This is a genomic window from Microvirga splendida (genome assembly GCF_016427565.1).
GTDB classification, from domain to species: Bacteria; Pseudomonadota; Alphaproteobacteria; order Rhizobiales; family Beijerinckiaceae; genus Microvirga; species Microvirga splendida.
The window spans coordinates 153902-174851 of record NZ_JAELXT010000002.1 but is presented as its reverse complement, the minus strand read 5'-3'; the positions used below and the strand labels follow the sequence as shown (position 1 = coordinate 174851).

The 20950-nt window shown below is 65.7% G+C and carries 21 protein-coding genes; 11 read left to right on the top strand and 10 right to left on the bottom strand.

Features of this window, described 5'->3' with window-relative positions; translation table 11 throughout:
- The first annotated feature begins 152 nt into the window (after positions 1-152).
- The 5 genes from minD to JAO75_RS02955 all read left to right on the top strand — a co-directional run bounded on the left by minD (position 153) and on the right by JAO75_RS02955 (position 5300).
- Positions 153-962: a septum site-determining protein MinD gene (gene minD / locus JAO75_RS02975; RefSeq protein ID WP_199046552.1), complete on the top strand. Its 810-nt coding sequence runs from the start codon at positions 153-155 to the stop codon at positions 960-962.
- On the top strand, positions 959-1237 hold the full coding sequence (gene minE / locus JAO75_RS02970; protein ID WP_199046550.1) for a cell division topological specificity factor MinE: 279 nt from the start codon (positions 959-961) through the stop codon (positions 1235-1237). Before minD ends, minE begins: the two co-directional genes overlap by 4 nt.
- A gap of 87 nt (positions 1238-1324) precedes the next feature.
- Entirely contained in the window at positions 1325-2260 is a 936-nt protein-coding gene (locus tag JAO75_RS02965; protein ID WP_199046548.1) for a DUF5996 family protein, read from the top strand.
- 228 nt (positions 2261-2488) lie between these two features.
- A complete protein-coding gene (locus JAO75_RS02960) occupies positions 2489-3160 on the top strand; it encodes a ComEA family DNA-binding protein (protein ID WP_199046546.1) in 672 nt (223 codons plus the stop codon).
- Positions 3161-3479: 319 nt separating this feature from the next.
- Positions 3480-5300 carry a PAS domain-containing sensor histidine kinase gene (locus JAO75_RS02955; RefSeq protein ID WP_199046544.1) on the top strand — a complete coding sequence of 607 codons (1821 nt, stop codon included), beginning with the start codon at positions 3480-3482 and terminating at the stop codon, positions 5298-5300.
- Positions 5301-5411: 111 nt separating this feature from the next.
- On the opposite strand, the gene JAO75_RS02950 is transcribed toward JAO75_RS02955, so the two are convergent.
- The 5 genes from JAO75_RS02950 to kce all read right to left on the bottom strand — a co-directional run bounded on the left by JAO75_RS02950 (position 5412) and on the right by kce (position 10340).
- Positions 5412-5804 carry a GFA family protein gene (locus tag JAO75_RS02950; protein ID WP_199046542.1) on the bottom strand — a complete coding sequence of 131 codons (393 nt, stop codon included), beginning with the start codon at positions 5802-5804 and terminating at the stop codon, positions 5412-5414.
- A gap of 88 nt (positions 5805-5892) precedes the next feature.
- Positions 5893-7065 (bottom strand): ABC transporter substrate-binding protein, encoded by a 1173-nt coding sequence (locus JAO75_RS02945; protein WP_199046540.1) that lies wholly within the window; start codon positions 7063-7065, stop codon positions 5893-5895.
- Between the two features lie 130 nt (positions 7066-7195).
- A complete protein-coding gene (locus JAO75_RS02940; RefSeq protein WP_199046538.1) occupies positions 7196-7972 on the bottom strand; it encodes an SDR family oxidoreductase in 777 nt (258 codons plus the stop codon).
- 74 nt (positions 7973-8046) lie between these two features.
- Positions 8047-9246, bottom strand: coding sequence for an ABC transporter substrate-binding protein (locus tag JAO75_RS02935; RefSeq protein ID WP_199046536.1), 1200 nt, complete (start codon positions 9244-9246; stop codon positions 8047-8049).
- A gap of 161 nt (positions 9247-9407) precedes the next feature.
- Positions 9408-10340: a 3,5-dioxohexanoate:acetyl-CoA acetone transferase gene (gene kce, locus JAO75_RS02930; protein WP_199046534.1), complete on the bottom strand. Its 933-nt coding sequence runs from the start codon at positions 10338-10340 to the stop codon at positions 9408-9410.
- Between the two features lie 298 nt (positions 10341-10638).
- Between kce and JAO75_RS02925 the strand changes: the two genes are divergently transcribed.
- Positions 10639-12315, top strand: a complete 1677-nt coding sequence (locus tag JAO75_RS02925; protein WP_199046532.1) for a methyl-accepting chemotaxis protein — start codon at positions 10639-10641, stop codon at positions 12313-12315.
- A 140-nt stretch (positions 12316-12455) separates the two neighbouring features.
- Positions 12456-13691 carry a peptidase T gene (pepT, locus tag JAO75_RS02920; RefSeq protein ID WP_199046530.1) on the top strand — a complete coding sequence of 412 codons (1236 nt, stop codon included), beginning with the start codon at positions 12456-12458 and terminating at the stop codon, positions 13689-13691.
- 21 nt (positions 13692-13712) lie between these two features.
- On the opposite strand, the gene JAO75_RS02915 is transcribed toward pepT, so the two are convergent.
- Entirely contained in the window at positions 13713-15137 is a 1425-nt protein-coding gene (locus tag JAO75_RS02915; RefSeq protein ID WP_199046528.1) for a sensor histidine kinase, read from the bottom strand.
- Between the two features lie 242 nt (positions 15138-15379).
- The gene (locus JAO75_RS02910; RefSeq protein ID WP_199046526.1) at positions 15380-16135 is read right to left on the bottom strand and encodes a sulfite exporter TauE/SafE family protein; all 756 of its coding nucleotides are present in this window, start codon (positions 16133-16135) and stop codon (positions 15380-15382) included.
- On the opposite strand from JAO75_RS02910, the gene JAO75_RS25145 reads away from it, so the two are divergent.
- On the top strand, positions 16134-16262 hold the full coding sequence (locus tag JAO75_RS25145) for a hypothetical protein (protein ID WP_281433484.1): 129 nt from the start codon (positions 16134-16136) through the stop codon (positions 16260-16262). The genes JAO75_RS02910 and JAO75_RS25145 overlap by 2 nt on opposite strands.
- Positions 16263-16297: 35 nt before the next feature.
- Positions 16298-16534 (top strand): hypothetical protein, encoded by a 237-nt coding sequence (locus tag JAO75_RS02905; protein ID WP_199046524.1) that lies wholly within the window; start codon positions 16298-16300, stop codon positions 16532-16534.
- A 20-nt stretch (positions 16535-16554) separates the two neighbouring features.
- Here the strand turns inward: JAO75_RS02905 and JAO75_RS02900 are convergent, their stop codons facing one another.
- The 3 genes from JAO75_RS02900 to JAO75_RS02890 form a co-directional block, all read right to left on the bottom strand.
- The gene (locus tag JAO75_RS02900) at positions 16555-18066 is read right to left on the bottom strand and encodes a TrkH family potassium uptake protein (RefSeq protein WP_199046522.1); all 1512 of its coding nucleotides are present in this window, start codon (positions 18064-18066) and stop codon (positions 16555-16557) included.
- On the bottom strand, positions 18063-19448 hold the full coding sequence (gene trkA, locus JAO75_RS02895; protein WP_199046520.1) for a Trk system potassium transporter TrkA: 1386 nt from the start codon (positions 19446-19448) through the stop codon (positions 18063-18065). The genes JAO75_RS02900 and trkA overlap by 4 nt, the downstream gene beginning before the upstream one ends.
- A 251-nt stretch (positions 19449-19699) precedes the next feature.
- Positions 19700-19846, bottom strand: a complete 147-nt coding sequence (locus JAO75_RS02890; RefSeq protein ID WP_199046519.1) for a hypothetical protein — start codon at positions 19844-19846, stop codon at positions 19700-19702.
- A 565-nt stretch (positions 19847-20411) separates the two neighbouring features.
- Here JAO75_RS02890 and JAO75_RS02885 point away from each other — a divergent pair.
- Both JAO75_RS02885 and JAO75_RS02880 read left to right on the top strand, forming a co-directional pair.
- Positions 20412-20621 carry a cold-shock protein gene (locus JAO75_RS02885; protein ID WP_036357668.1) on the top strand — a complete coding sequence of 70 codons (210 nt, stop codon included), beginning with the start codon at positions 20412-20414 and terminating at the stop codon, positions 20619-20621.
- A 111-nt stretch (positions 20622-20732) separates the two neighbouring features.
- The gene (locus tag JAO75_RS02880; RefSeq protein ID WP_199046518.1) at positions 20733-20933 is read left to right on the top strand and encodes a hypothetical protein; all 201 of its coding nucleotides are present in this window, start codon (positions 20733-20735) and stop codon (positions 20931-20933) included.
- Positions 20934-20950 lie beyond the last annotated feature (17 nt).

Genomic DNA, 20950 nt, shown 5'->3' with positions numbered 1-20950 from the left:
ACCATAACGGGCGCCGAATAGATTTCATTCCGTTGCGTAAAAATCGCGACAGCTCGATCCACCTCCGCTCTCCGACCAAGTTCTACGGTTTTCCGGAGAACCTGCTGGTGATGCCGTCGCAACAACAGTTCTGAAGGGTGAGGAGACCAAGGATGGCAAAAGTTCTTGTGGTGACATCGGGCAAGGGAGGCGTCGGCAAGACGACCTCGACGGCGGCCCTCGGTGCGGCGCTGGCGCAGTCGGGGCAGAAGGTGGCGATGATCGATTTCGATGTCGGCCTGCGCAACCTCGATCTGATCATGGGCGCCGAGCGGCGGGTGGTGTACGACCTGATCAACGTCATCAAGGGCGATGCGAAGATCGAGCAGGCGCTGATCAAGGACAAGCGCATCGAGACGCTCTCGCTGCTGCCCGCCTCCCAGACCCGCGACAAGGACAACCTCACCGACGAGGGCGTTGCCCGCGTCATCGAGGGCCTGCGCGAGAAGTTCGACTGGATCATCTGCGACAGCCCGGCCGGCATCGAGCGCGGCGCGACGCTCGCCATGCGCCACGCGGACGTGGCTGTGGTGGTGACCAATCCGGAAGTGTCGTCCATCCGCGATTCCGACCGCATCATCGGCATGCTCGATTCCAAGACCGAGAAGGCGGAGAAGGGCGAGCAGGTGGAAAAGCACCTGCTGCTCACCCGCTACGACGCGGCGCGCGCGCAGCGCGGCGAGATCCTGAAGGTCGAGGACGTGCTTGAGATCCTGTCGATCCCGCTCCTCGCCATCATCCCGGAAAGCACCGAGGTGCTGCGCTCCTCCAACCTCGGCGCGCCGGTCACCCTCGGCAGCCCGAACTCCGCGCCGGCGCGGGCCTATCTCGAAGCCGTGCGCAAGCTGCAGGGCGAGACGGCCGTCGAGGTCCAGAAGCAGCGCGGTCTGTTCAGCAAGCTTTTCGCAAGGAGGGCCGCATGAGCCTCTTCAACTTCTTCAAGCGCAACACGACATCCGCCCCGGTCGCCCGCGAGCGTCTCCAGGTCCTGCTCGCGCATGAACGCACCATCGTGGGCGGCGGCGAGTCCGATCTCGTGGCGATCCTGCGCGAGGAGATCATGGCCGTGATCGCCAAGCACCTGGCCGTGCCGCAGGACAAGGTCCAGATCAAGATGGACCGCGGCGCCTCCGTGTCGACCCTGGAGGTCGACATCGAGATCCCGGCAGCCATCGCAGGCCTGCGCCCGGCTGCCTGAACAATCGGATCGCAGGCTGCATTGCCCAGCCTGCGATCCTGCCTCTATACTGGCCGTTCGCGATCCCGCTCCGCCTGGAGGCGCTTCATGGATGACGGTGGCTGGCCCGAACTCCCCTATCCCGCCTGGCGCGACACGGCCGCGACCCTGCAGCTCTGGACGCAGATCGTCGGCAAGATCCGGCTTGCGTTGACGCCCTGGCTCAATCACGGCTGGCATGTGCCGCTTTACGTGTCCGCGCGCGGCCTGACCACATCGCCCATGCCTGTCGGCCGCGAGATCCTGGAGATCGAGTTCGACTTCATCGCTCATCGGTTGCTCGTGCGCACCAGCCGCGGCGACGAGCGCATGCTGCCGCTTCGGGCGCAGAGCGTCGCGGCGTTCTACGCCGATCTTCTCAGCCTGCTCGACGGCATCGGCATCAAAGTGTCGATCAACGAGATGCCGAACGAGGTGCAGAATCCGATCCGCTTCTCGGAGGATCGCGAGCATGCATCCTACGATGCGGATGCCGCCCATCGCTTCTGGCGCATGCTGGTGCAGGCCGACCGGGTGTTCCGTCTCTTCCGCAGCGGCTTCCTGGGCAAGGTCTCGCCGGTGCATTTCTTCTGGGGCAGCTTCGATCTCGCGGTCACGCGCTTTTCCGGGCGTGAGGCGCCGCTCCATCCCGGCGGCGTGCCCGGCCTGCCGGATGAGGTGACCCGCGAAGCCTACTCGCACGAGGTCTCGAGCGCCGGCTTCTGGCCCGGCAGCGACGCCTATCCGCACGCGGCGTTCTATTCCTATGCCTATCCCGAGCCGCCGGGCTTTCGCGACGCGGCCATGCCGCCGGGAGCGGAGTTCGATCCCAGTCTCGGCGAGTTCATTCTGCGTTACGATGTGCTGCGCCAAGCGTCCGATCCCGATGCGCTGCTGCTCGATTTCCTCTCCGCCACCTACGAGGCTGCGGCCGTTGCAGGGCGCTGGGACCGCGCAGCCCTCGAATGCGATTTCGGCGCGCCTGCACGCGTGCGCAAGGTCTGAGCCTCGTTTCGACAGGTGATGACGTTACTGGCAAAGGCGTGATCCTGCAGAAAATCTGCGCACCTATCCGGAATTTCCGTTGATCGCGCCCGATCAACGCAGATTGCCACGCCTGCGCCACATCCCGCCTCTAGCCCTAGCACTGCATGCGCAGAGACGAACCCGGCCTGCCGCATGAACGCTCGGCAAGAGTGGAGCATCCACCGCGAGACAAGGTGCGAGGACCCCATGCAGATCGGCGACCTGTCACGAACCCGGACTTCCCGCGAACAACATGACAGCGCGGCCCTTCAGGCGATGCGCGTGCTGCTGGTGATCGGCCTCATGGCCGGCGGATCGCTGGCCCTGTGGCTCTCCGCAGGCAGCGGCGCCCGCACGGGCGGCATGATCACTGCCGCGCCGCCGCAGATCCTGGCCGGCGAGCAGCAGATTGTGGAACTGCCGCAGCGGGTCGAGCGCGTGCAGGTGGCCGATGCGGATTCCGAGGCCTCCCTCGCAGCCTCGGGCCCGACGGTGGAAGCGTCTTACGTGCCCGCCTCCGGCCCACGGGATGCCGACCCTGCGCCATTGGCAGCCGCTCCGCCGCCGCTGGCCGTCGAGCAGGCCTCCGTCTCATCTGAACCGGCTGCATCGGCCCTTCCCACCGACGTCGACATGACCGGGGCCGTCGCCAGGCAGGCAAGCCTCGCGGAGCCGGTGCGCCCGGAGAGCCCTGCCGCCGAGCTGGTCGATCTCAACCGGGCCTCCTTCGAGCAGCTGAATGCCCTCAAAGGGGCGGGCGCCCTCGGCCGCGCCATCATCAGGGGGCGGCCCTATCGATCCGTTGACGATCTTGTGAAGAAGAAGATTTTGCGCCGCACGGTCTTCGAGAAGATCAAGGACCAAGTCACGGTGCAGTAGGCGAGCGCGCCTTCCGAACCCCTGCATGGCCACGGTTTTCATCGCGGCGCGGCCTGTTCCTGCCCAGTCCGCAGCCGCACCCTTGCGTCGATGACGCGCCGCCCGGCCATTGCCGCGGCCGACCAGGGTGCTAGAACAGACCGAAAGCCTCGCCGTTGCCAGCCGTAGACAGAGCCCATGCCTTTTCGAACAGTTCTGGACCTGTCTTTCGCGCCAGGGCCCGTAACCCTGATCCCCGAGAGAACGGGAGCCGCCTTCCGTCGCTCCGGCCAAGCTGCGCCACGGGACAGCGGGGTCGCTCAGAGAGACGGGCAGGGCGATGGACGCTAGAACTCCACCATACCCCGATTTCCTCCGGGACGGCGGTGAGGCCGGGGAACTGATCCGGCGCTACGACTGGGCCGCCACGCCCATCGGGCCGATTTCCGGCTGGCCCCAGAGCCTCAAGACCACCGTCGGGCTGATGCTCCGCTCGCCGATCCCCATGGTTCTGCTGTGGGGCGAGCACGGGGTGATGATCTACAACGGCCCCTATTCGGAGTTCGCGGCGGGGCGCCATCCGCGGCTCCTCGGCTCGAACGTGCTGGAGGGCTGGCCGGAGGTTGCGGCGTTCAACGCTCGCGTCATGGAGGTCGGCATGGCGGGCGGCACCCTGTCGTTTCGGGATCAGGAGCTGACCCTCTACCGCAAGGGCGTCCCCGAGCAGGTCTGGATGAACCTCGATTACAGCCCCGTGATCGACGAGTCTGGGCAGCCGGGGGGCGTGCTCGCCATCGTGGTCGAGACCACCGGCCGGATGACAATGGAGGCGGCCCTGCGCGACAGCGAGACCCGCCTGCGCGGCGTGCTCGACGGCATGGGCGAAAGCCTGGCGCTCATGGATCGGGACTTCCGCATCATCGACATGAATGCGGAAGCCCTGCGCCTGGAGGGTCGGCCCAGGCATGAGGTCATCGGCAAGACCCACTGGGAGGCCCATCCCGATGCCGATCCGGCTCTCGGCGAGATGTTCAGGCAGGCCATGGAGACCAAGGCCCCGGTCACCATGAAGCACCGCTATGTCTGGCCCCACGGACGGGTGAGCTGGATCGACATGCATGCCTATCCGGTCGGCGACGGCCTGGCGGTGTTCTACGGCGACGTCACCGAGCAGGTGGAGGCCGAGGACCGTCTGCGGGAGAGCGAGGAGCGCCTGCGGCTCATGGCCGATGCGGTGCCGCAGATCATCTGGGTCACCGATGCGGAAGGACAGACCGAGTTCTTCAACCGGCAATGGTTCGAATATACCGGCGCGACCGACAAGCCCGACAGTGCGGCCCAGGTCGCCGCAGACTTCGTCCATTCCGACGATCAGGCTGTCACGATGCAGGCCTTCGAAGAGGCTATTCGCAACCAGGGCATCTTCGAGGTCGAGCACCGCATCCGCTCGAAGGAGGGGGAGTATCGCTGGTTCCTCGTGCGGGCCGAGCCCTATTGCGATCCGCGCACGGCTGAGATCGTGCGCTGGTTCGGCGTCTCCATCGACATCCACGACCGCCGGATCGCCCAGGAGCATCAGCAGCTTCTCATCAACGAGCTGAACCACCGGGTGAAGAACACGCTGGCCACCGTGCAGTCGGTGGCATCGCAGACCTTGCGCAACGCGGAATCCGCCCAGCAGGCCAGGGAGGCGCTCGAAGCCCGCCTGTTCGCCCTGTCGCGCGCCCATGACGTTCTCACCCGCGAGAACTGGGAGGGCGCCGACCTGTATGACATCGTCGAGCAGGCCGTGGCGCCCTATTCGAGCCGCGGCGAGGACCGCCTGCACCTCGCAGGACCGAGGGTCCGCGTGCCGCCCCGCATGGCCCTGGCGCTCGCCATGGCGCTGCAGGAGCTTGCGACCAATGCGGTGAAATACGGGGCCCTGTCCAACGAGACGGGCGCAATCGGCATCGCCTGGAGCGTGCAGCCCGGCACGGATGGGCCGCGCCTGCATCTCCAGTGGGAGGAGAGCGGCGGTCCCGCCGTCCGGCCACCGTCGCGGCGGGGCTTCGGATCGCGGCTCATCGAGCGCAGCCTCTCGCAGGACCTCGACGGCACGGCGCAAATCGCATTCCCGACGACCGGCGTCGTCTGCATCGTGGATGCGCCGCTCGCTTAGAGCATCGTGCGGCCCTCCGGGTCCGCAAGAACGATGCTCTCACTCTACGGAGAAGCATCGGATCAATCCCAAAAGTGCAAATCCACTTTTGGGTCCGATGCTGCAGCTAACCTATTCCTCGAAGCGGCTCGTGCCGTCGCGATTGCGCTCGTAGTGCTTCGCGAGGGGAAACGGCGGCAGCCAGGATTCGCGGCGGATGGTCCAGAGTTCGTAGGTGGGCACCAGCCGGTCGGGCTCATCGAGCGAACCCAGGTTCACCTCGATCTCGTCCCCGCTGCGTGAGAACACGGACGAGCCGCAGCGGGGGCAGAAGAACCGCCCGGCATAGTCGCGCGTCTCGCCCTCGATCGTCACCGCATCCTGCGGGAAGATCGCGGAGGCATGAAACAGCGCCCCATGATGCTTGCGGCAGTCGAGGCAGTGACACAGGCCAACCCGGTAAGGGCGCCCCGTCGCCACGATGCGGACATCGCCGCACAGGCAGCCGCCGGTGAAACGGTCCATCTCATGTCCTCCGGCATGTTGCGTTCGGAAGAGCCCCAGGGCGTGAAAAGCGCCGCACTCAGGGTGCGGCGCGTCTCGTGTTGTGAGGTCAGTTGGACTTGGCGGCTTTCACCGGGTCCTTGACGTTCGGGATCGTGGCGAACTCCACGTTGTAGAGCTCCCCGTCCTTGCGCTCCACCTTGCGCACATAGATGTTCTGGACGATGTCGCGGGTCTGCGGGTCGATGGAGACCGGGCCGCGCGGGCTGGTCCAGCTCATGCCTTTCATGGCGTCGATCAGCGCCTGCCCGCCCTGGCCGTTGGTTTTCTTCAGGCCCTCGTAGATCAGGTGCATGCCGTCATAGCCGCCCACACCCATGAAGTTCGGGCGCGTCCCGTTGCTGGCCTTCTTGAACGCCTCCACGAAGGACTTGTTCTCGGGGCTGTCGTGCGCCGCCGAATAGTGGTGCGTGGTGATCGCACCGAGAGCGACATCGCCCATGTTGTTGAGCACTTCGTCGTCCGTGACGTCGCCGGGGCCGATCAGCTTGATGCCGCTCTTGTCGAAGCCGCGCTCCACGAACTGCTTCATGAACTGCGCGCCCTGGCCTGCGGGCACGAACACGAACAGGGCGTCGGGCTTGGCGTCGGCGACCTTCTGCAGGAAGGGCGAGAAGTCGGGGTTGGCCAGCGGCACCCGCAGGCTCTCGACCTGGCCGCCCGCCTTGGTGAAGACACCCGTGAAGGCTTTCTCCGCATCGATGCCGGGGCCGTAATCCGACACCAGGGTCGTCACCTTCTTGATGCCGTTCTTGGCGGCCCAATCGGCCATCGGCTCGGTGGCCTGCGGCAGGGTGAAGCTGGTGCGCACGATGAAGGGCGAGGCCTCCGTGATCGTCGCCGTTCCCGCTGCCATCACCACCATCGGCACCTTGGCCTGCGTGGCGAGCGGCGCGGTGGCGAGGGCAAGCGGCGTGAGGCCGAAGCCGGCGAGCACGTCCACCTTGTCGTTGACGATGAGCTCCTGGGCCGTCCGCTTCGTCGCGTCGGCCACGCCACCGTCGTCCTTTACGATCAGCTCGATCTTCTTGCCGGCCACCGTGTCGCCGTGCTGCTGCATGTAGAGCCTGGCGCCGGTCTCGACCTGGCGCCCGATGGCCGTGAAGGGGCCGGTCAGCGGCAGGATCAGGCCGACCTTGACGGCCTCCTGCGCCTGGGCGCCCGGGACGGCCGCCAGAAGCGCGGCGGCGCCTGCGGCGAGGATGAGGGTTCTGCGGTGCATCGTCGGTCCTCCCATGGTTCTTCTTGCCTGCCCTATGGGACAGATTGAACAATGATACTCGGGCGCCCGGGGAATAAAGCAAGCAGGAGATTGGACGTATCGAAGATCCCGGAGGCAGGCCGGGTCACGGTCACGCGAGGGACTGGGTGTCCCCGTCGATGGCGATGGCCTGGCCTGAGATCGTCCGGCCGCGCGGCGAGCACAGGAACACGATCTGGTCGGCGATCTGCTGCGGGGTCACGGCGGTTCTCAACGAGACATGCCGGAGGAGTTCGTTCTCCATCTCCTCGTAGCTGATCCCGCGCGCCGCGGCCTTGCTGCCGATCACGCGGCGGATCCGCTCGCCCTCCACCACGCCCGGAAGGATGGCGTTGACCCGGATTCCGAGCGGCCCCAGCTCCATGGCAAGCGTCTTCGTGAACCCCACGGTGGCCCATTTGGCGGCGGAGTAGGGGGAGCGGAGCGGAAAGCCGAAGCGGCCGGCCGCCGACGAGAGGTTGACGATCGAAGCGTTCCCGCTCTCGCGCAGATGCCGGACCGCGAGGCGGGCGCAGTTGAACTGACCCGTGATGTTGACGCTGAGCGTTCGGTCCCAATCCTCGGGATCGACCTCGTCCACCCGCGCGGTCGGCCCGGCGATGCCGGCATTGTTCACGAGCACATCGAGGCCGCCGAGCCCTTGCAGGGCCTCGTCGAAAAGGCGGCTCACATCCGACCGGCTCGCGACATCGGCGCGGGATTGCGTGAGATCGGGGTCGCTCGTCAGGAGAGAGGCGAGCGCCGCGTCGTCGACATCGCAGACATGCACCTTCGAGCCCTCGCGCACGAAGCTTCTGGCGATCTCCAGACCGATGCCGGCAGCTCCCGCCGTCACCAGAACGCGCAAACCCTGAATGTCGAGATCCATCGCTGCTTCTTTCCGTCGTCGATCCGTCAAGGAAACAGGGCCGGTGAATCCGGCCCTGTCGGCGTCGGTTGCGATCAGCCCTTCACGAGAGGGCAGCCGCCTTCGTTGAGAGGCCGGAAGGCCTGGTCGGCCGGGATCGTGGCGAGCTGCTTGTAGAGATCCCACGGACCCTTGGACTCGGCCGGCTTCTTGACCTCGAACAGGTACATGTCGTGGATCTTGCGGCCGTCCTGACGGATCATGCCCTTGCCGAACAGCGGATCGTCCGTGGGCATCTCCTTCATCTTGGCCATCACCTGCGCGGTGTCCTTGCCCTTCAGGGCCTCGACGGCCTTGAGGTAGTGGAGCGCGCCGGCATAGACGCCCGCATGCACCATGGTGGGCATCTTGCCGCCGTTCCGCTCGGCGAAGCGCTTCGACCAGGCGCGGGTCTGGTCGTTCTGGTCCCAGTAGAACGCTTCGGTCATCACGAGCCCTTGCGCCACCGGAAGGCCGAGGGAGTGAACGTCGGTGATGAACACGAGGAGCCCGGCGAGGCTCTGGCCGCCCTGGACGATGCCGAACTCCGCCGCCTGCTTCATGGTGTTGGTGAAGTCGCCGCCCGCATTGGCAAGCCCGATCACCTTGGCGCCCGAGGACTGCGCCTGCAGCAGGAACGATGCGAAGTCTTGGCCCGGGAACGGATGCCGGACCGTGCCGAGGACCTTGCCGCCCGCCTTCGTGACCAGGGCCGTGGTATCCCGCTCGAGGGCGTGGCCGAAGGCGTAGTCCGCCGTGACGAAGAACCAGGTGTCGCCGCCGCGCTTCACCATGGCGCTGCCGGTGCCGTTCGCCAGCGCCCAAGTGTCGTAGGTCCAGTGAACGGTGTTGGGCGAGCACTGGGAGCCGGTGAGATCCGAGGTGCCGCCGCCGGAATTGATCAGGATCTTGTTCTTCTCGCGGGCGATGCCGCTCACGGCGAGCGCCACCGAGGAGGTCGGAACGTCGAGAATGACGTCGACGCCCTCCTGGTCGTACCATTGCCGCGCGATGCTGGCGCCGATGTCGGGCTTGTTCTGGTGGTCCGCCGCGACGATATCGACTTTGATGCCTTTTTCGGCCGCCTTGAAGTCTTCGGCGGCCATGCGGGCCGCGATCACCGATCCTTCGCCGGTAAGGTCGGAATAGACGCCCGACCGGTCGTTCAGGACGCCCAGCTTGACGGAAGTCTGCGCCTGCGCGGCACCTGCCATGGCCACAGCGGCCAGAGCGCTGAGAACGTAACGTCTCTTCATTGTTTCCTCCCTGTTTTCGGGAGTCCATCTTAGGCATGCCCGCGTAGGATTGGAAACCCGGCGCCCATGGCGCATTGCGGAGGCGGCGAGGGGCCCTGAGGGATTGCAGGGCCGCGGGCTCTTCGGCGGTAGCCCGTCGGCCGGGCGAGTTCCTTGAGGATTCAGAAGGCGGTGTTCTCCGGCCCCTTGGTCTGCAGCATGCGGCGCGCGTCGTCCGGCGTGGCGATGGTGAGGGAGAGTTCCTCGAGGATGCGGCGGATCTTGCGGACCAGATCGGCGTTGGACGGCGCGAGTTCCCCCTTGGAGAGGTAGAGATTGTCCTCGAGACCCACGCGCACGTGGCCGCCGAGGATGGCCCCCATGGTCACGAACGGCAGCTGGTGGCGGCCGGCGGCGAGGATCGAGAGGTAGTAGTCGTTCCCGAACAGGCGGTCGGCCGTCGCCTTCATGTGCATGAGGTTCTCGGGCTCCGGGCCGATGCCGCCGAGGATCCCGAAGATCGCCTGCACGAAGAAGGGCGGCTTTACGAGCCCGCGGTCTGCGAAATGGGCAAGGTTGTAGAGGTGGCCCACATCGTAGCACTCGAACTCGAAGCGCGTGCCGAGCGCGCCGAGTTCCGTCATCCCGCGCTCGATCTGCGTGAAGGTGTTGGACAGGATGAAGTCCTTGGTCATCTCCAGATAGGGCTTCTCCCAGTCGTTCCTGAACGTCTCGATGCGTCCTCCCGCGCCGGAGATGTTGAAGTTGAATGATCCCATGTTCATGGAGGCGAGTTCGGGCTGCGCCCATTTCGCCGCCGCGAGGCGCTCGTCAAGCGACATGCCGAGACCGCCGCCCGTGGTGATGTTCACGATGGCGTTGGTGCCGTCCTTGATGGCCGGCAGGAACTGCCGGAACACCTCCGGGCTCTGCGTCGGCCGGCCGGTCTCAGGATCGCGCGCGTGCAGGTGAAGGATCGCGGCCCCGGCCTCCGCCGCCCCGATGGCGCTCTCGGCGATCTGCTGCGGCGTGACCGGGAGATAGGGCGACATGCTGGGCGTATGGATCGACCCGGTGATCGCGCAGCTGATGATGACTGTCTCGGATCGCTTCATCGAAACCTCCAGGGCCGTGGGGCCGGCCCGTCTATCCGGAAGAGCCGTCAGCCTAGGCGAAACAGCCGGTGCGGGTCCATAGAGCGTCGTGACGAGGGCAGGGGCCACATGAGGTTTTTGGCTGAAACGTGCGCTGTTCCGCGCCGCATGAACGACTTCTTAACCAAAAACGCTAACTGATAGCTTTCTCTGCTCCCGCAAGAATTCAGATGAAGCTGACGGAAGGTTCTTCCGCGTCGGATTGGGCAGAACATCACCATAAACAAGAGAATTGCAGATTCTGGGGGACTGCATGCGCATGAAATTCGGTATCGGGACAAAAATCCACTCCATTACACTGACGGCCCTGGTCGGCATCGCTGCGATCATCGCCGTTGCACTGTTTCACCTGCGCGGGGAGATCACCGAGGCGCAGATGGTCAAGACGCAGCATGTGGTCGAGTCGGCCTATGGCATTCTCGCGCATTACGAGGCGGAGGAGCGCGCCGGCCGCATGACCCGCGAGGCCGCCCAGAAGGCGGCCGCCGATGCGATCAGGGTTCTGCGCTACGACACCCAGGAATATTTCTGGATCAACGACATGCATCCCAAGATGGTGATGCATCCCATCAAGCCCGAACTCGTCGGCGTCGACCTGACGGAGAACAAGGATCCCACGGGCCTGCGCCTGTTCGTGGCCTTCGTCGACAAGGTGAAGGAGAGCGGCGCCGGCTTCGTGCCGTACCTGTGGCCCAAGCCCGGTGCGCAGGAGCCCGTCGGCAAGATCTCCTACGTGAAGGGGTTCAAACCCTGGGGCTGGATCATCGGCTCGGGCGTCTATACGGACGACACCGCCGCCAAGGTGTGGGGCACCGCCCTGAAGCTCCTGTCCGGCGTCGCCGTCATCGTCCTGGTGATCGGCGTGGTGGCAACCTTCATCGGCCGCAGCGTGACCAAGCCCATCCTCGCCCTCGGAGGAGTCATGCGGGCCCTTGCAGAAGGCGAGCGGCAGATCAATGTGCCGGCGCGCGATCGCAGCGACGAACTGGGCGCCATGGCCCATGCGGTCGAGGTGTTCAGGGATACGCTGATCGCCAAGGACGAGGCGGACAAGATCCACGCGGTCGGTGCCGATGCGCAGGCGCGCCGCGCCCAGCGTCTCGACCAGCTGACACGCCAGTTCGAAGCCAATGTCGCGGCCCTCACCCAGACCCTCTCGACCGCAGCGTTCGAGATGGAGGGCACCGCCCAGACCATGGCGTCCACCGCCGAGCAGACCAACGTGCAGTCCCAGACCGTTGCGACGGCGGCCGAGCAGGCATCCCTGAACGTGCAGACCGTGGCTGCGGCGACCGAGGAGCTGTCCATCTCCACCCGTGAGATCGCAGCCCAGATCTCCCAGTCGGCGAAGGTCGCAGGCGCGGCTGTCGAGGAGACGCGGCGCACGGACGTCACCGTTCAGGCGCTCGCCAGCACGGCGGAGAAGATCGGCGCGGTCATCGCGCTCATCAACACCATCGCGGGGCAGACGAACCTCTTGGCGCTCAACGCCACCATCGAGGCGGCCCGCGCCGGCGAGGCCGGCAAGGGCTTCGCGGTCGTGGCCTCCGAGGTGAAGGAGCTGGCGAACCAGACCACCAAGGCCACGGAGGAGATCTCGGCTCAGATCGTCGAGATCCAGCAGGCGACCCGGGAGGCGGTGAGCGCGATCCAGAACATCGGCAGCACCATTGGGCAGATGTCCGAAACCTCCGTGGCGATCGCCGCGGCCATCGAGGAGCAGGGAGCCGCGACCGGCGAGATCGCCCGCAACGTGCAGGAGGCCGCGCGGGGCACCGCGTCCGTGAGCGGCAGCATCCTCGACGTGAGGCAGGGGGCCGAGCAGACGGGCACGGCCGCAAGCCGTGTGCTCGGGGCCGCCCAGGAGCTGGCGCGCCACTCCAGCGACCTCAGCCGCGAGGTTCAGAGCTTCCTCACGGACGTGAAGGCCGCATGAAGACATGATGTCGGGAAGCCCCGGGCCGTAGCATCCCTTCGGCCTGGGGCAGCCATCCCGTCGATTTCCCGGCACCCCATTCACGCGGCGTCCTTTCCCGGCTACAAGTCCACGTCCCTTCGCGATATGGATGACAATTCATGGCCGTCAGCGTTACCGACCGTTTCCTCCGTTACGTCGTCATCGATACCCAGTCCGACGCCTCCTCCAAAACCCAGCCCTCCACCGAGAAGCAAAAAGATCTCGGCCGCCTGCTGGTCGATGAGCTCCTGTCCATCGGCGTCACCGACGCGCATCTCGACGAGCACGGCTACGTCTACGGCACCATTCCGTCGAACACCCCGAAGAACAGTGTTCCGGTCATCTGCATCTGCGCGCACATGGATACGGCGCCGGACTTCTCCGGCACGAACGTCAAGCCGCAGATCGTCCGCAACTACCAGGGCGGCGACATCCGGCTGCCGGGCGATTCCACCCGGATCATCCGCGTCGCCGACCATCCGGTCCTGAAGGACATGATCGGCCACGACATCGTCACGTCGGACGGCACCACGCTGCTCGGCGCCGACGACAAGGCCGGCATCGCTGAAATCGTGGCGGCCGCCGAGTTCCTGATCAACAACCCGGACATCAAGCACGGCACGATCCGCATCCTGTTCACCACGGACGAGGAGATTGGCCGCGGGGTCGACAAGGTCGACCTGAAGAAGCTCGGGGCCGATTTCGGCTACACCATGGACGGCGGAGCCGCCGGAAGCATCGAGGACGAAACCTTCTCGGCGGACGCGGTGGAGATCGCCATCAAGGGCGTGGCGATCCACCCGGGCCTCGCCTACGGCCGGATGGAGAACGCCATCAGGATCGCGGGCGACATCGTCGCGCGCCTGCCGAGGGACATGGCGCCCGAGACCACGAAGGGCCGCGACGGCTTCATTCATCCGACCGGCGCTTCGGGCGTGATGGAGAAGGCGAATCTGAGCTTCATCATCCGCGACTTCACGGAGGAGGGCCTCAAGACGAAAGAGGCGCTGCTGGAGAAGATCACGCGGGACGTGATGGAGAACTATCCGGGCTCCAGCTACACCTTCACGGTCAAGGAGCAGTACCGCAACATGAAGGAGGTGCTCGACCGGCACCCGGAGATCATCGAGCATGCCGTGGAGGCGGTCAGGCGCGCCGGCATGGAGCCTCGGCGCGAGAGCATCCGCGGCGGCACAGACGGCTCGCGCCTGTCCTTCATGGGCCTGCCCTGCGCCAACATCTTCGCCGGCGGCCATGCCTTCCATTCCCCGCTGGAATTCGTCTCGAGCCAGGACATGGACAAGGCGGTGAAGACCATCGTCGAATTGGCGAAGGTCTGGGAAGAGCGCTCCTAACGCGCTTCCTTTCCGTTCCGATCACCTCATTCGGCTGCCGTTCTGCACCAACGGCAGCCAAGCTTTCAGTCGCATTGTCCCACCCGATTGCGCCTCCACGGCAATCGTGCCGCCGATGCTCTCGATCTGGTCCCAAAGCCCGGACAGGCCGAGCCGGAGGGCGTTCTCGATGTCCTCCAGGTCGCCGGAAGCCGGAGCGTCGGCCGTCATATCGATATGAAACGCCGCGGAATCCGAGCGTGCCGAAATGGTTGCGTTTCTGATCGTGTCGTCCCGGTCCGTGCTGTCCAGGCAGACCTGAACAAACCGGGATGCGCAGACCTTGATGAAGGCGGGGATCGCACAGGGCCTCGGGATGTCGATCCTGCAGTCCACATTCATGCGTGATTTCTGCTCGTGATCCCTCGCGACCTTCCGAACCGCGTCGGCAGGCGACAGGTTGCTGACCTCGGGCAGCTGAAGCCCTGCACAGATGTCCCAGATGTCGCATAGCGCCGTCGAGAGGGCGCCCCGAACGGCCTGCAGCTCCGCTCCGTCCGGGGCATCACGCCCCACATTGTTCAGCCGCATGAGCGCGAAGCTGATGGACTGGGCGGGACCATCGCGCAGGTTCAAGGCGACACGCGGCATGAAGCCTGCATCGCCATCGTCCAAATGCCGCCCCGAACGCTCGACCCGCGCGCGCAGAACCTCGTTCTGCCGCAACAGCTCCTTGAGCTGTAGGATCCGGTGCGACAGCGAGCCTCGCATATGATCGATGGCCCTGCTGCCTTCCGACACGATGGAAAACAGAGCGCCGATGATCGCGACGGCAACCAGGGCCGCCACCGCCCAGCTCTGCCAGTGAGCAGCGGAGAGCTGCTCCTTCAGCGCCTGAGCATCCTCGTAGAATTCAAGCACCGCGATCACCTCTCCGCTGCGGATGTCGCGGACCGGGGCATAGACCTCCAGCATGGGGGTGTCGATGGCGCGCTCTCCCTCGTTCTCCTCATGGTGGAGATGATCGACCTCCGTGGCCACGGCGCCGGACCAGGCGGCCATCTGGTGCGGGCTTGGAGGAAACCGCTTGCCGATGAGATTCCTGTCGTCGCTGTAGATGATGTGGCCGTCCTGCTTCCAGATCTTGATCCTCAACACGTGGGCCCGGATGGCGGGCTGGATCATCGTTTCGTTGAGCGCGTGGATGCTCGCTTCCGACAGGGTGTCGCCATGGGCGAGGTCCTGCAGGTGCGGGGTGAGGAAGGTGTTGATGTAAAGGGCCGCCGAGGCGCCGGCGATTTCGGAGACGCCGGTTTCGATCTTCTTCGAAACCCACGTGCCGAGAACGATCATGGCGGCGATCAGCGCGGCGGCCGCCACCAGCGTGAACTGCCGCGCAAGACCATGCTCGATGCGCAGGAAACTCTTGAGCTCATACCCATCGATCTTGCCCTCGTGACCACGCACACGATCCTCCCGCTGGAGTTTGCTCCAGCACAAGCCGGCACGCGGCGTGCCGCTGTTCTTGTTGTTTGATGATCTTCGGGCAGACGACCTTCGTTCTTTGGCTCGGCACCGCTCTTTGCAAGCGACCCTGCCTTTCAGACTAACCTTTGTTTTTCACGCGCGGCAACCGCGATTCCCCCTGGGAGTTACCGCGAATGCGGGGAATTCGAGGTACTCCCAACAGCGTATCCAACGGTCGGCCTTCAGGCCGCGAGAACCGATTTCAGCACGAGCTCAGCCCCGAGAAGCAGCAGGCCGATGAGGAACCATCGCCGGAATGTTTCGGGGCTGACCCTGCGCCTGACGCGCTGGCCCAGCCACATGCCAATGAGCGCGGGCGCGATGGCGAGCGACGACAGGAGGAGGCCATCGAGCTGGAACGCTCCGCGCCATCCCAGCCCGGCCGCAAGCGCGATGGTCGATACGGTAAAGGACAAGCCGAGGGCCTGGATCAGGTCGTCCTTGCGCAACCCGAGGGCCTGAAGATACGGAACGGCCGGGATGACGAAGACACCGGTGCCTCCGGTGACGGCACCCGTCGTCAGCCCCACCAGGGGCGACAGCCAATTCTCCAGACGGGGCGGAACGGAGAGCTGCCGCGCCAGCAGGGTGAAGCCGGCATAAACGACGAGGGCGAACCCTAAGCCCGCCGTGGTCCATCGCGTGTTCCCATCGGCCAGAACGAACGAGCCGGCCACCGTGCCGACCACGATGCCCAGCATCATCGGCCACAGGCGCCGGATCAGCGCCGTGAAGCTCGGGCCGGTGGCCAACTGCCAGACATTGGTGACGAAGGACGGCACGATCAGCAGGGCGGCCGCCGTCACCGGCGTCATGAGCGTGCCCAGCACCCCCATGGCCACCGTCGGCAGGCCCATGCCGGTGACGCCCTTGACGATGCCGGCAAGGAAGAAGGTCAGGCCGACCGAGAGAATGAGCCACAGGGACGGATCGCGCATGCCCTATTGGCCCATGGGCGGACGGGCGCGCAATGCGGATTTGACGGAGGAAGCCTTCGCGAAGGAGCGGGGCGAGGGGCAGGCTGCCGGGATGGAACGCCCGGGCGGGACGGGAATTGCCTTGTGAGGCGGCGATGAGGCCGCCTTGAAGGAGTTCGCCCGATGCCCAACCGCATGCAGGATGGTCAACAGCCCGAGGCCCTGCGCTCCCTGAAATCGGCCGCCAAGGCGGGTAGCCAAAAGCCCGACGGCCAGGGTCTGGAAGCCCGCGGGGACACCGCGCCGGTCTCTGCCTCTCCCAGGCAGGAGCAGGACGCCGCCGCGAAGGTGCTCCGGGAGGGGGTGAAGAAGAACCCTCGCGGCATGGAGGAAGCCGCCAAGAAGGCCCCGCGGCGCTGATCGCCTGAGCGCCGCTCCTGTTACCCGCGCCAGAACTGCGGGAAGAACAGCACCAGCACGGTGAACAGCTCCAGCCGTCCCAGGAGCATGCCGAAGGCCAGAACCCATTTGGCCGCATCCGGGATGGTGGCGAAGTTGCCCGCAGGCCCGATGGTCGGCCCGAGGCCCGGTCCCACATTGGCCAGGGCCGTCACGGCCGCGCTCGCGCTCGTCAGGAAGTCGAGGTCGAGGGCCATCAGGAGAATGGTGACGGCGCTGTAGCAGGCGAAGAAGAACGCGAAGAACACCACCACCGAGGCGACCACGTCCTCCGGCAGCAGCCGCCCGGCATACATGCGCCGGAAGACGCCTTTCGGATAGATGAGCTGGCGCAGGTAGCTGCGCAGCACCGTGACCATCACCTCGAAGCGGAAAATCTTGATGCCGCCCGAGGTCGAGCCCGTGCATCCGCCCACGAATGTGAGGCCGAAGAAGATGCCGATGGCCGCATTCCCCCACAGGCTGTAGTCGGTGGTGGCAAAGCCCGTGGTGGTCACCACCGAGACGACGTTGAAGGCTGCGAGCCGCAGCGCCTCCTCTACGCCGTAGCGACCCGACAGCGCCAGCCAGGCGGCAAGCCCGAGGCTCATCGCCAGCAGGAACCCGAGATAGGCCTGCACCTGCGTGTTGCGCAGGATGTCGCGCTCGCGCCGGACGATCCGCACGTAGAGAACGAACGGGATGCCGCCCGCCAGCATGAAGACCGTCCCGACCCATTGCGCCGCCGGTCCGAAATTCCCCATCGAGCTGTCGGAGGTCGAGAACCCTCCCGTGGAGAGCGTGGTGAGCCCATGCACCAGCGCCTCGAACGGCGTCATCCCGGCGAGCCAGTAGAGAACGCCGCACATGACCGTGAGGCCGAGATAGACCAGCCCGATGGCGGTTGCGATCTCGCGCACGCGCGGCATCACCTTCTCGGAGCGGTCGGACGATTCCGTGCGGAAGAGCTGCATGCCGCCGACCCCGAGGGCCGGCAGGATGGCGATGGCCACGCCCACGATGCCGATGCCGCCGAGCCATTGCAGCAGAGCCCGCCACAGCAGGATTCCCGGAGGCGCCGCGTCGAGGCCGACGATCACCGTGGAGCCCGTGGTGGTGAGGCCGGACATGGACTCGAAGAACGCGTTCGTGAAGTTGTCCCGCAGCTGCGCATAGTCGGAGATGTAGAGAGGCAGCGCGCCGAACAGGGCGATGGCCGTCCAGGCCAGGGGCGTGAGCACGAAGGCCTGGCGGAGCGTGAGCCCGCCGGACAGCTTGCAGCGGGTCAGGTAGGTGAGCGCCGCCGCGCACGCGAAGGTCACGCCGCTGCCGAGCAGGAACGCCCGCCAGTCGGGATTATCCGCCGCGAGGTCGGCGATGGCCGGCAGCAGCATGGCGGTCGCAAGCGCAAGCAGCATGCGCCCGACGATGTGCAGCACCGGGCGCAGATGCGGCGGCGACCATGGGCCGAGCGACAGCCGCTCATGCAGCGATTGGGAGGCTGTTGCCTTCATGGCTCGTCCCGGTGCGGTCCGGCGAGCAGGGCCTCGGCCTTGCGCAGGGCCCGGTAGGTGACGAGGGCGATCACCCGGTCTCCCGCCTCGATCGTCGTCGAGGAGGTGGGAATGATGACCTTGTCGTCGCGCACGATGGCGCCGATCAGCATCCCCGGCGGAACCTCGACCTCGCGGATGCTGCCGCGCACCAGGCGGGAACCGGCCTGGGCCGTCGCTTCGATCACCTCGCCGAACTCCTCGCGCAGGGTGTACAGGGCCGAGACGGACCGATGGCGCACGTGGCGCAGGATGCTGGAGATCGTGATCGCGTTCGGGGCCACCACCGTGTCGATGCCCAGCGTCGGCAGGAGGGGTTCGTAGGAGGATTTGTTGACCAGGGTGATGGCGCGGGCGCAGCCCGCCCGCTTGGCCAGTACCGAGGCGAAGATGTTGGTCTCGTCGTCGTTGGTGACCGCGATGATCGTCTCGGCGGCCTGGACGTTCGCCTCGGTCAGGGTTTCCTTGTCGAGGGCATCCCCGTGCAGCACCACGGCGCTGTCGCCGAGCTCCTGCGAGATGAACTCGGCCCGCTCGCGGGAGCTCTCGATCACCCGCAGGGAGGTGCCCGGCGCGGAATGGGCCAGCCGGTTGGCGAGGTTCAGGCCCACATTGCCGCCGCCGACGATGATCACGCGGCGTGCGACCTCCTCCTCGTGCCCGAAGAAGCGCATGATCCGATCCGCCTGGCCAGTCTCGGTCACCACGTAGACGTCGTCGCCCGCCTCGATCCGGTCGCTCCCGTGAGGCACGAACGCCTGACCGTTGCGCACGACCGCCATCACCACGAGGCCCGCATCGGGCAGGCAGGTCTTCAACTCGCTCAAGGGGCGCCCGAGGAGGGAGCAGGCTCCCGAGTTGCAGTGGATGCCGAGCAACTGCACCCGGCCCTCGGCGAGCGGCACCGTGTCGAACGCACCCGGCGTGCGGAAGCGGCGCTCGATGCCGCTGGCGACCTCGATCTCGGGCGAGATGATCACGTCGATCGGCATCTGGTCTTGGGCATAGAGACCGCGGTGCTTGCGCTCCAGGTAGCCGCTGTGGCGGACGCGGGCGATGCGGCGGGGAATGTTGAAGAGGGAATAGGCCACCTGGCAGGCAACCATGTTGACCTCGTCGGAGCGGGTCACCGCGATGAGCATGTCGGCATCGCGCGCGCCCGCCCGTTCGAGGACTTCGGGATGGGAGGCGTGGCCCACCATGCCGCGGACGTCGTAGCTCTCGTCGACCCGGCGGGCCTGTTCGGGCGAGGAATCGATGACCGTGACATCGATGCCCTCGGAGGCGAGGTGCCGGGCAATGGTCGAACCGACCTGTCCGGCACCGCAGACGATAACTCTCACAGCAACCTCGTCATCCGGCTGTCCTGATCGCTACCCTGATCTAGAGCATCGTGCGGAAAAGTGGATCCGGTGTTCGCTAGCGCGGCCCGCTGGGTCCGGTCCACACGATGCTCTGTTCCAAGAAGGAAGCATCGGATGGACCCCAAAAATGCAAATCCACTTTTGGGTCCGATGCTTCAGGGCGCGGCTCCGTCCCGTACACCAATCGGACGGGGGAGCATAGACGGCCGGTTCCGGGGTCTCAGGAGTGCTCAGCCGATCATCTCGAGGACGATCTGGCGGATTTCCTCCCGGGACAGCCCGGAGGATTGCGGCTTCGGGGCAGCCTTGGGCTGCACGCGGACCTTGGCGTGCTGGGGAGGGGTCTTGGCAGTTTGAACGTGAATGGCAGTCGACATAATCATCCTGTGGCCGCATCGGGCAGGGCCCTGACGGCTTCTTCTATGAGTGAAACGGTCGGCGCAGCGCACCGACAGGTAAAATCCGCCCGGAAGGGCCGAATGTGGCAAACGATGGGAACGGGAAGCAGGCTCGGCGGCTCGATCACGAGCTAGGGAGAGCAGGCCGAACATCTCGGTTGGATGGGATCCATATGGGGCATCCACCGCCTGATGGCAAGATAAAACTTCCCGAAATCTGGTGAAACGCTACGGTTGAGGAAAGTAAAACCTGGGGCGAAGCCGCGATTATTGCGTGGTTTTCCCAGGCAAATCGGCCTTCATCGAAGAACAACGCTCAGAGGGATTTCGGCACTTTCTCGAAATGGCGCCTTGTATTTGCGGGTTGGACGCCCTACATCAGGATCATCGACCTTTGGCCGGACAATCGGGCCGTTACGCCTTGGCATGCCAGGCGCACGTTCAGACGCTCTTCCCAAACTTCGACGAACCCGAGCCCGAGGTCGTGCTTCCGCACGCCTTCGAGCTCACGTGCACTAATGCATAAACTCCAAGGAATACTGCCATGATGACAGGCACTGTTAAGTTCTACAACGATCAAAAAGGCTTCGGCTTCATCCAGCCCGACAACGGCGAGAAGGACGTTTTCGTCCACGCTACCGCTCTCGAGCGTGCCGGCATCCGCGGCCTGCGTGAAGGCCAGAAGGTGTCCTTCGACACCGCCGAAGATCGTCGTTCCGGCAAGGTTGCCGTGAACAACATCCAGACGGCCTAAAGAATGACGGGCGCCTCATACAGCGCCTGAACGACGAAGCCGCTCCCGCGTGGGGCGGCTTCTGCTTTTTGCAATGCCATCGTCTACGATGGCGAAACCGGCGAGGACACAATGAACACCTTTCGAAAAGCGACTGCTGCGAAATCCGTGATGTTCGTGGTGGACTATGCCGACGCCCGCAGGGCCTATCTCTGGGTCGACAATCCGGGCAAGGCCAGCGATCCCCGCGCTGTCGGGCTGATTGCACGCGCCCAGCAGGAGCAGGGCACTCTCCCGGGCGGCGACATCACAAGCATCCGGCGCGTCCGGTAATCGGCCCCGCATTCGGC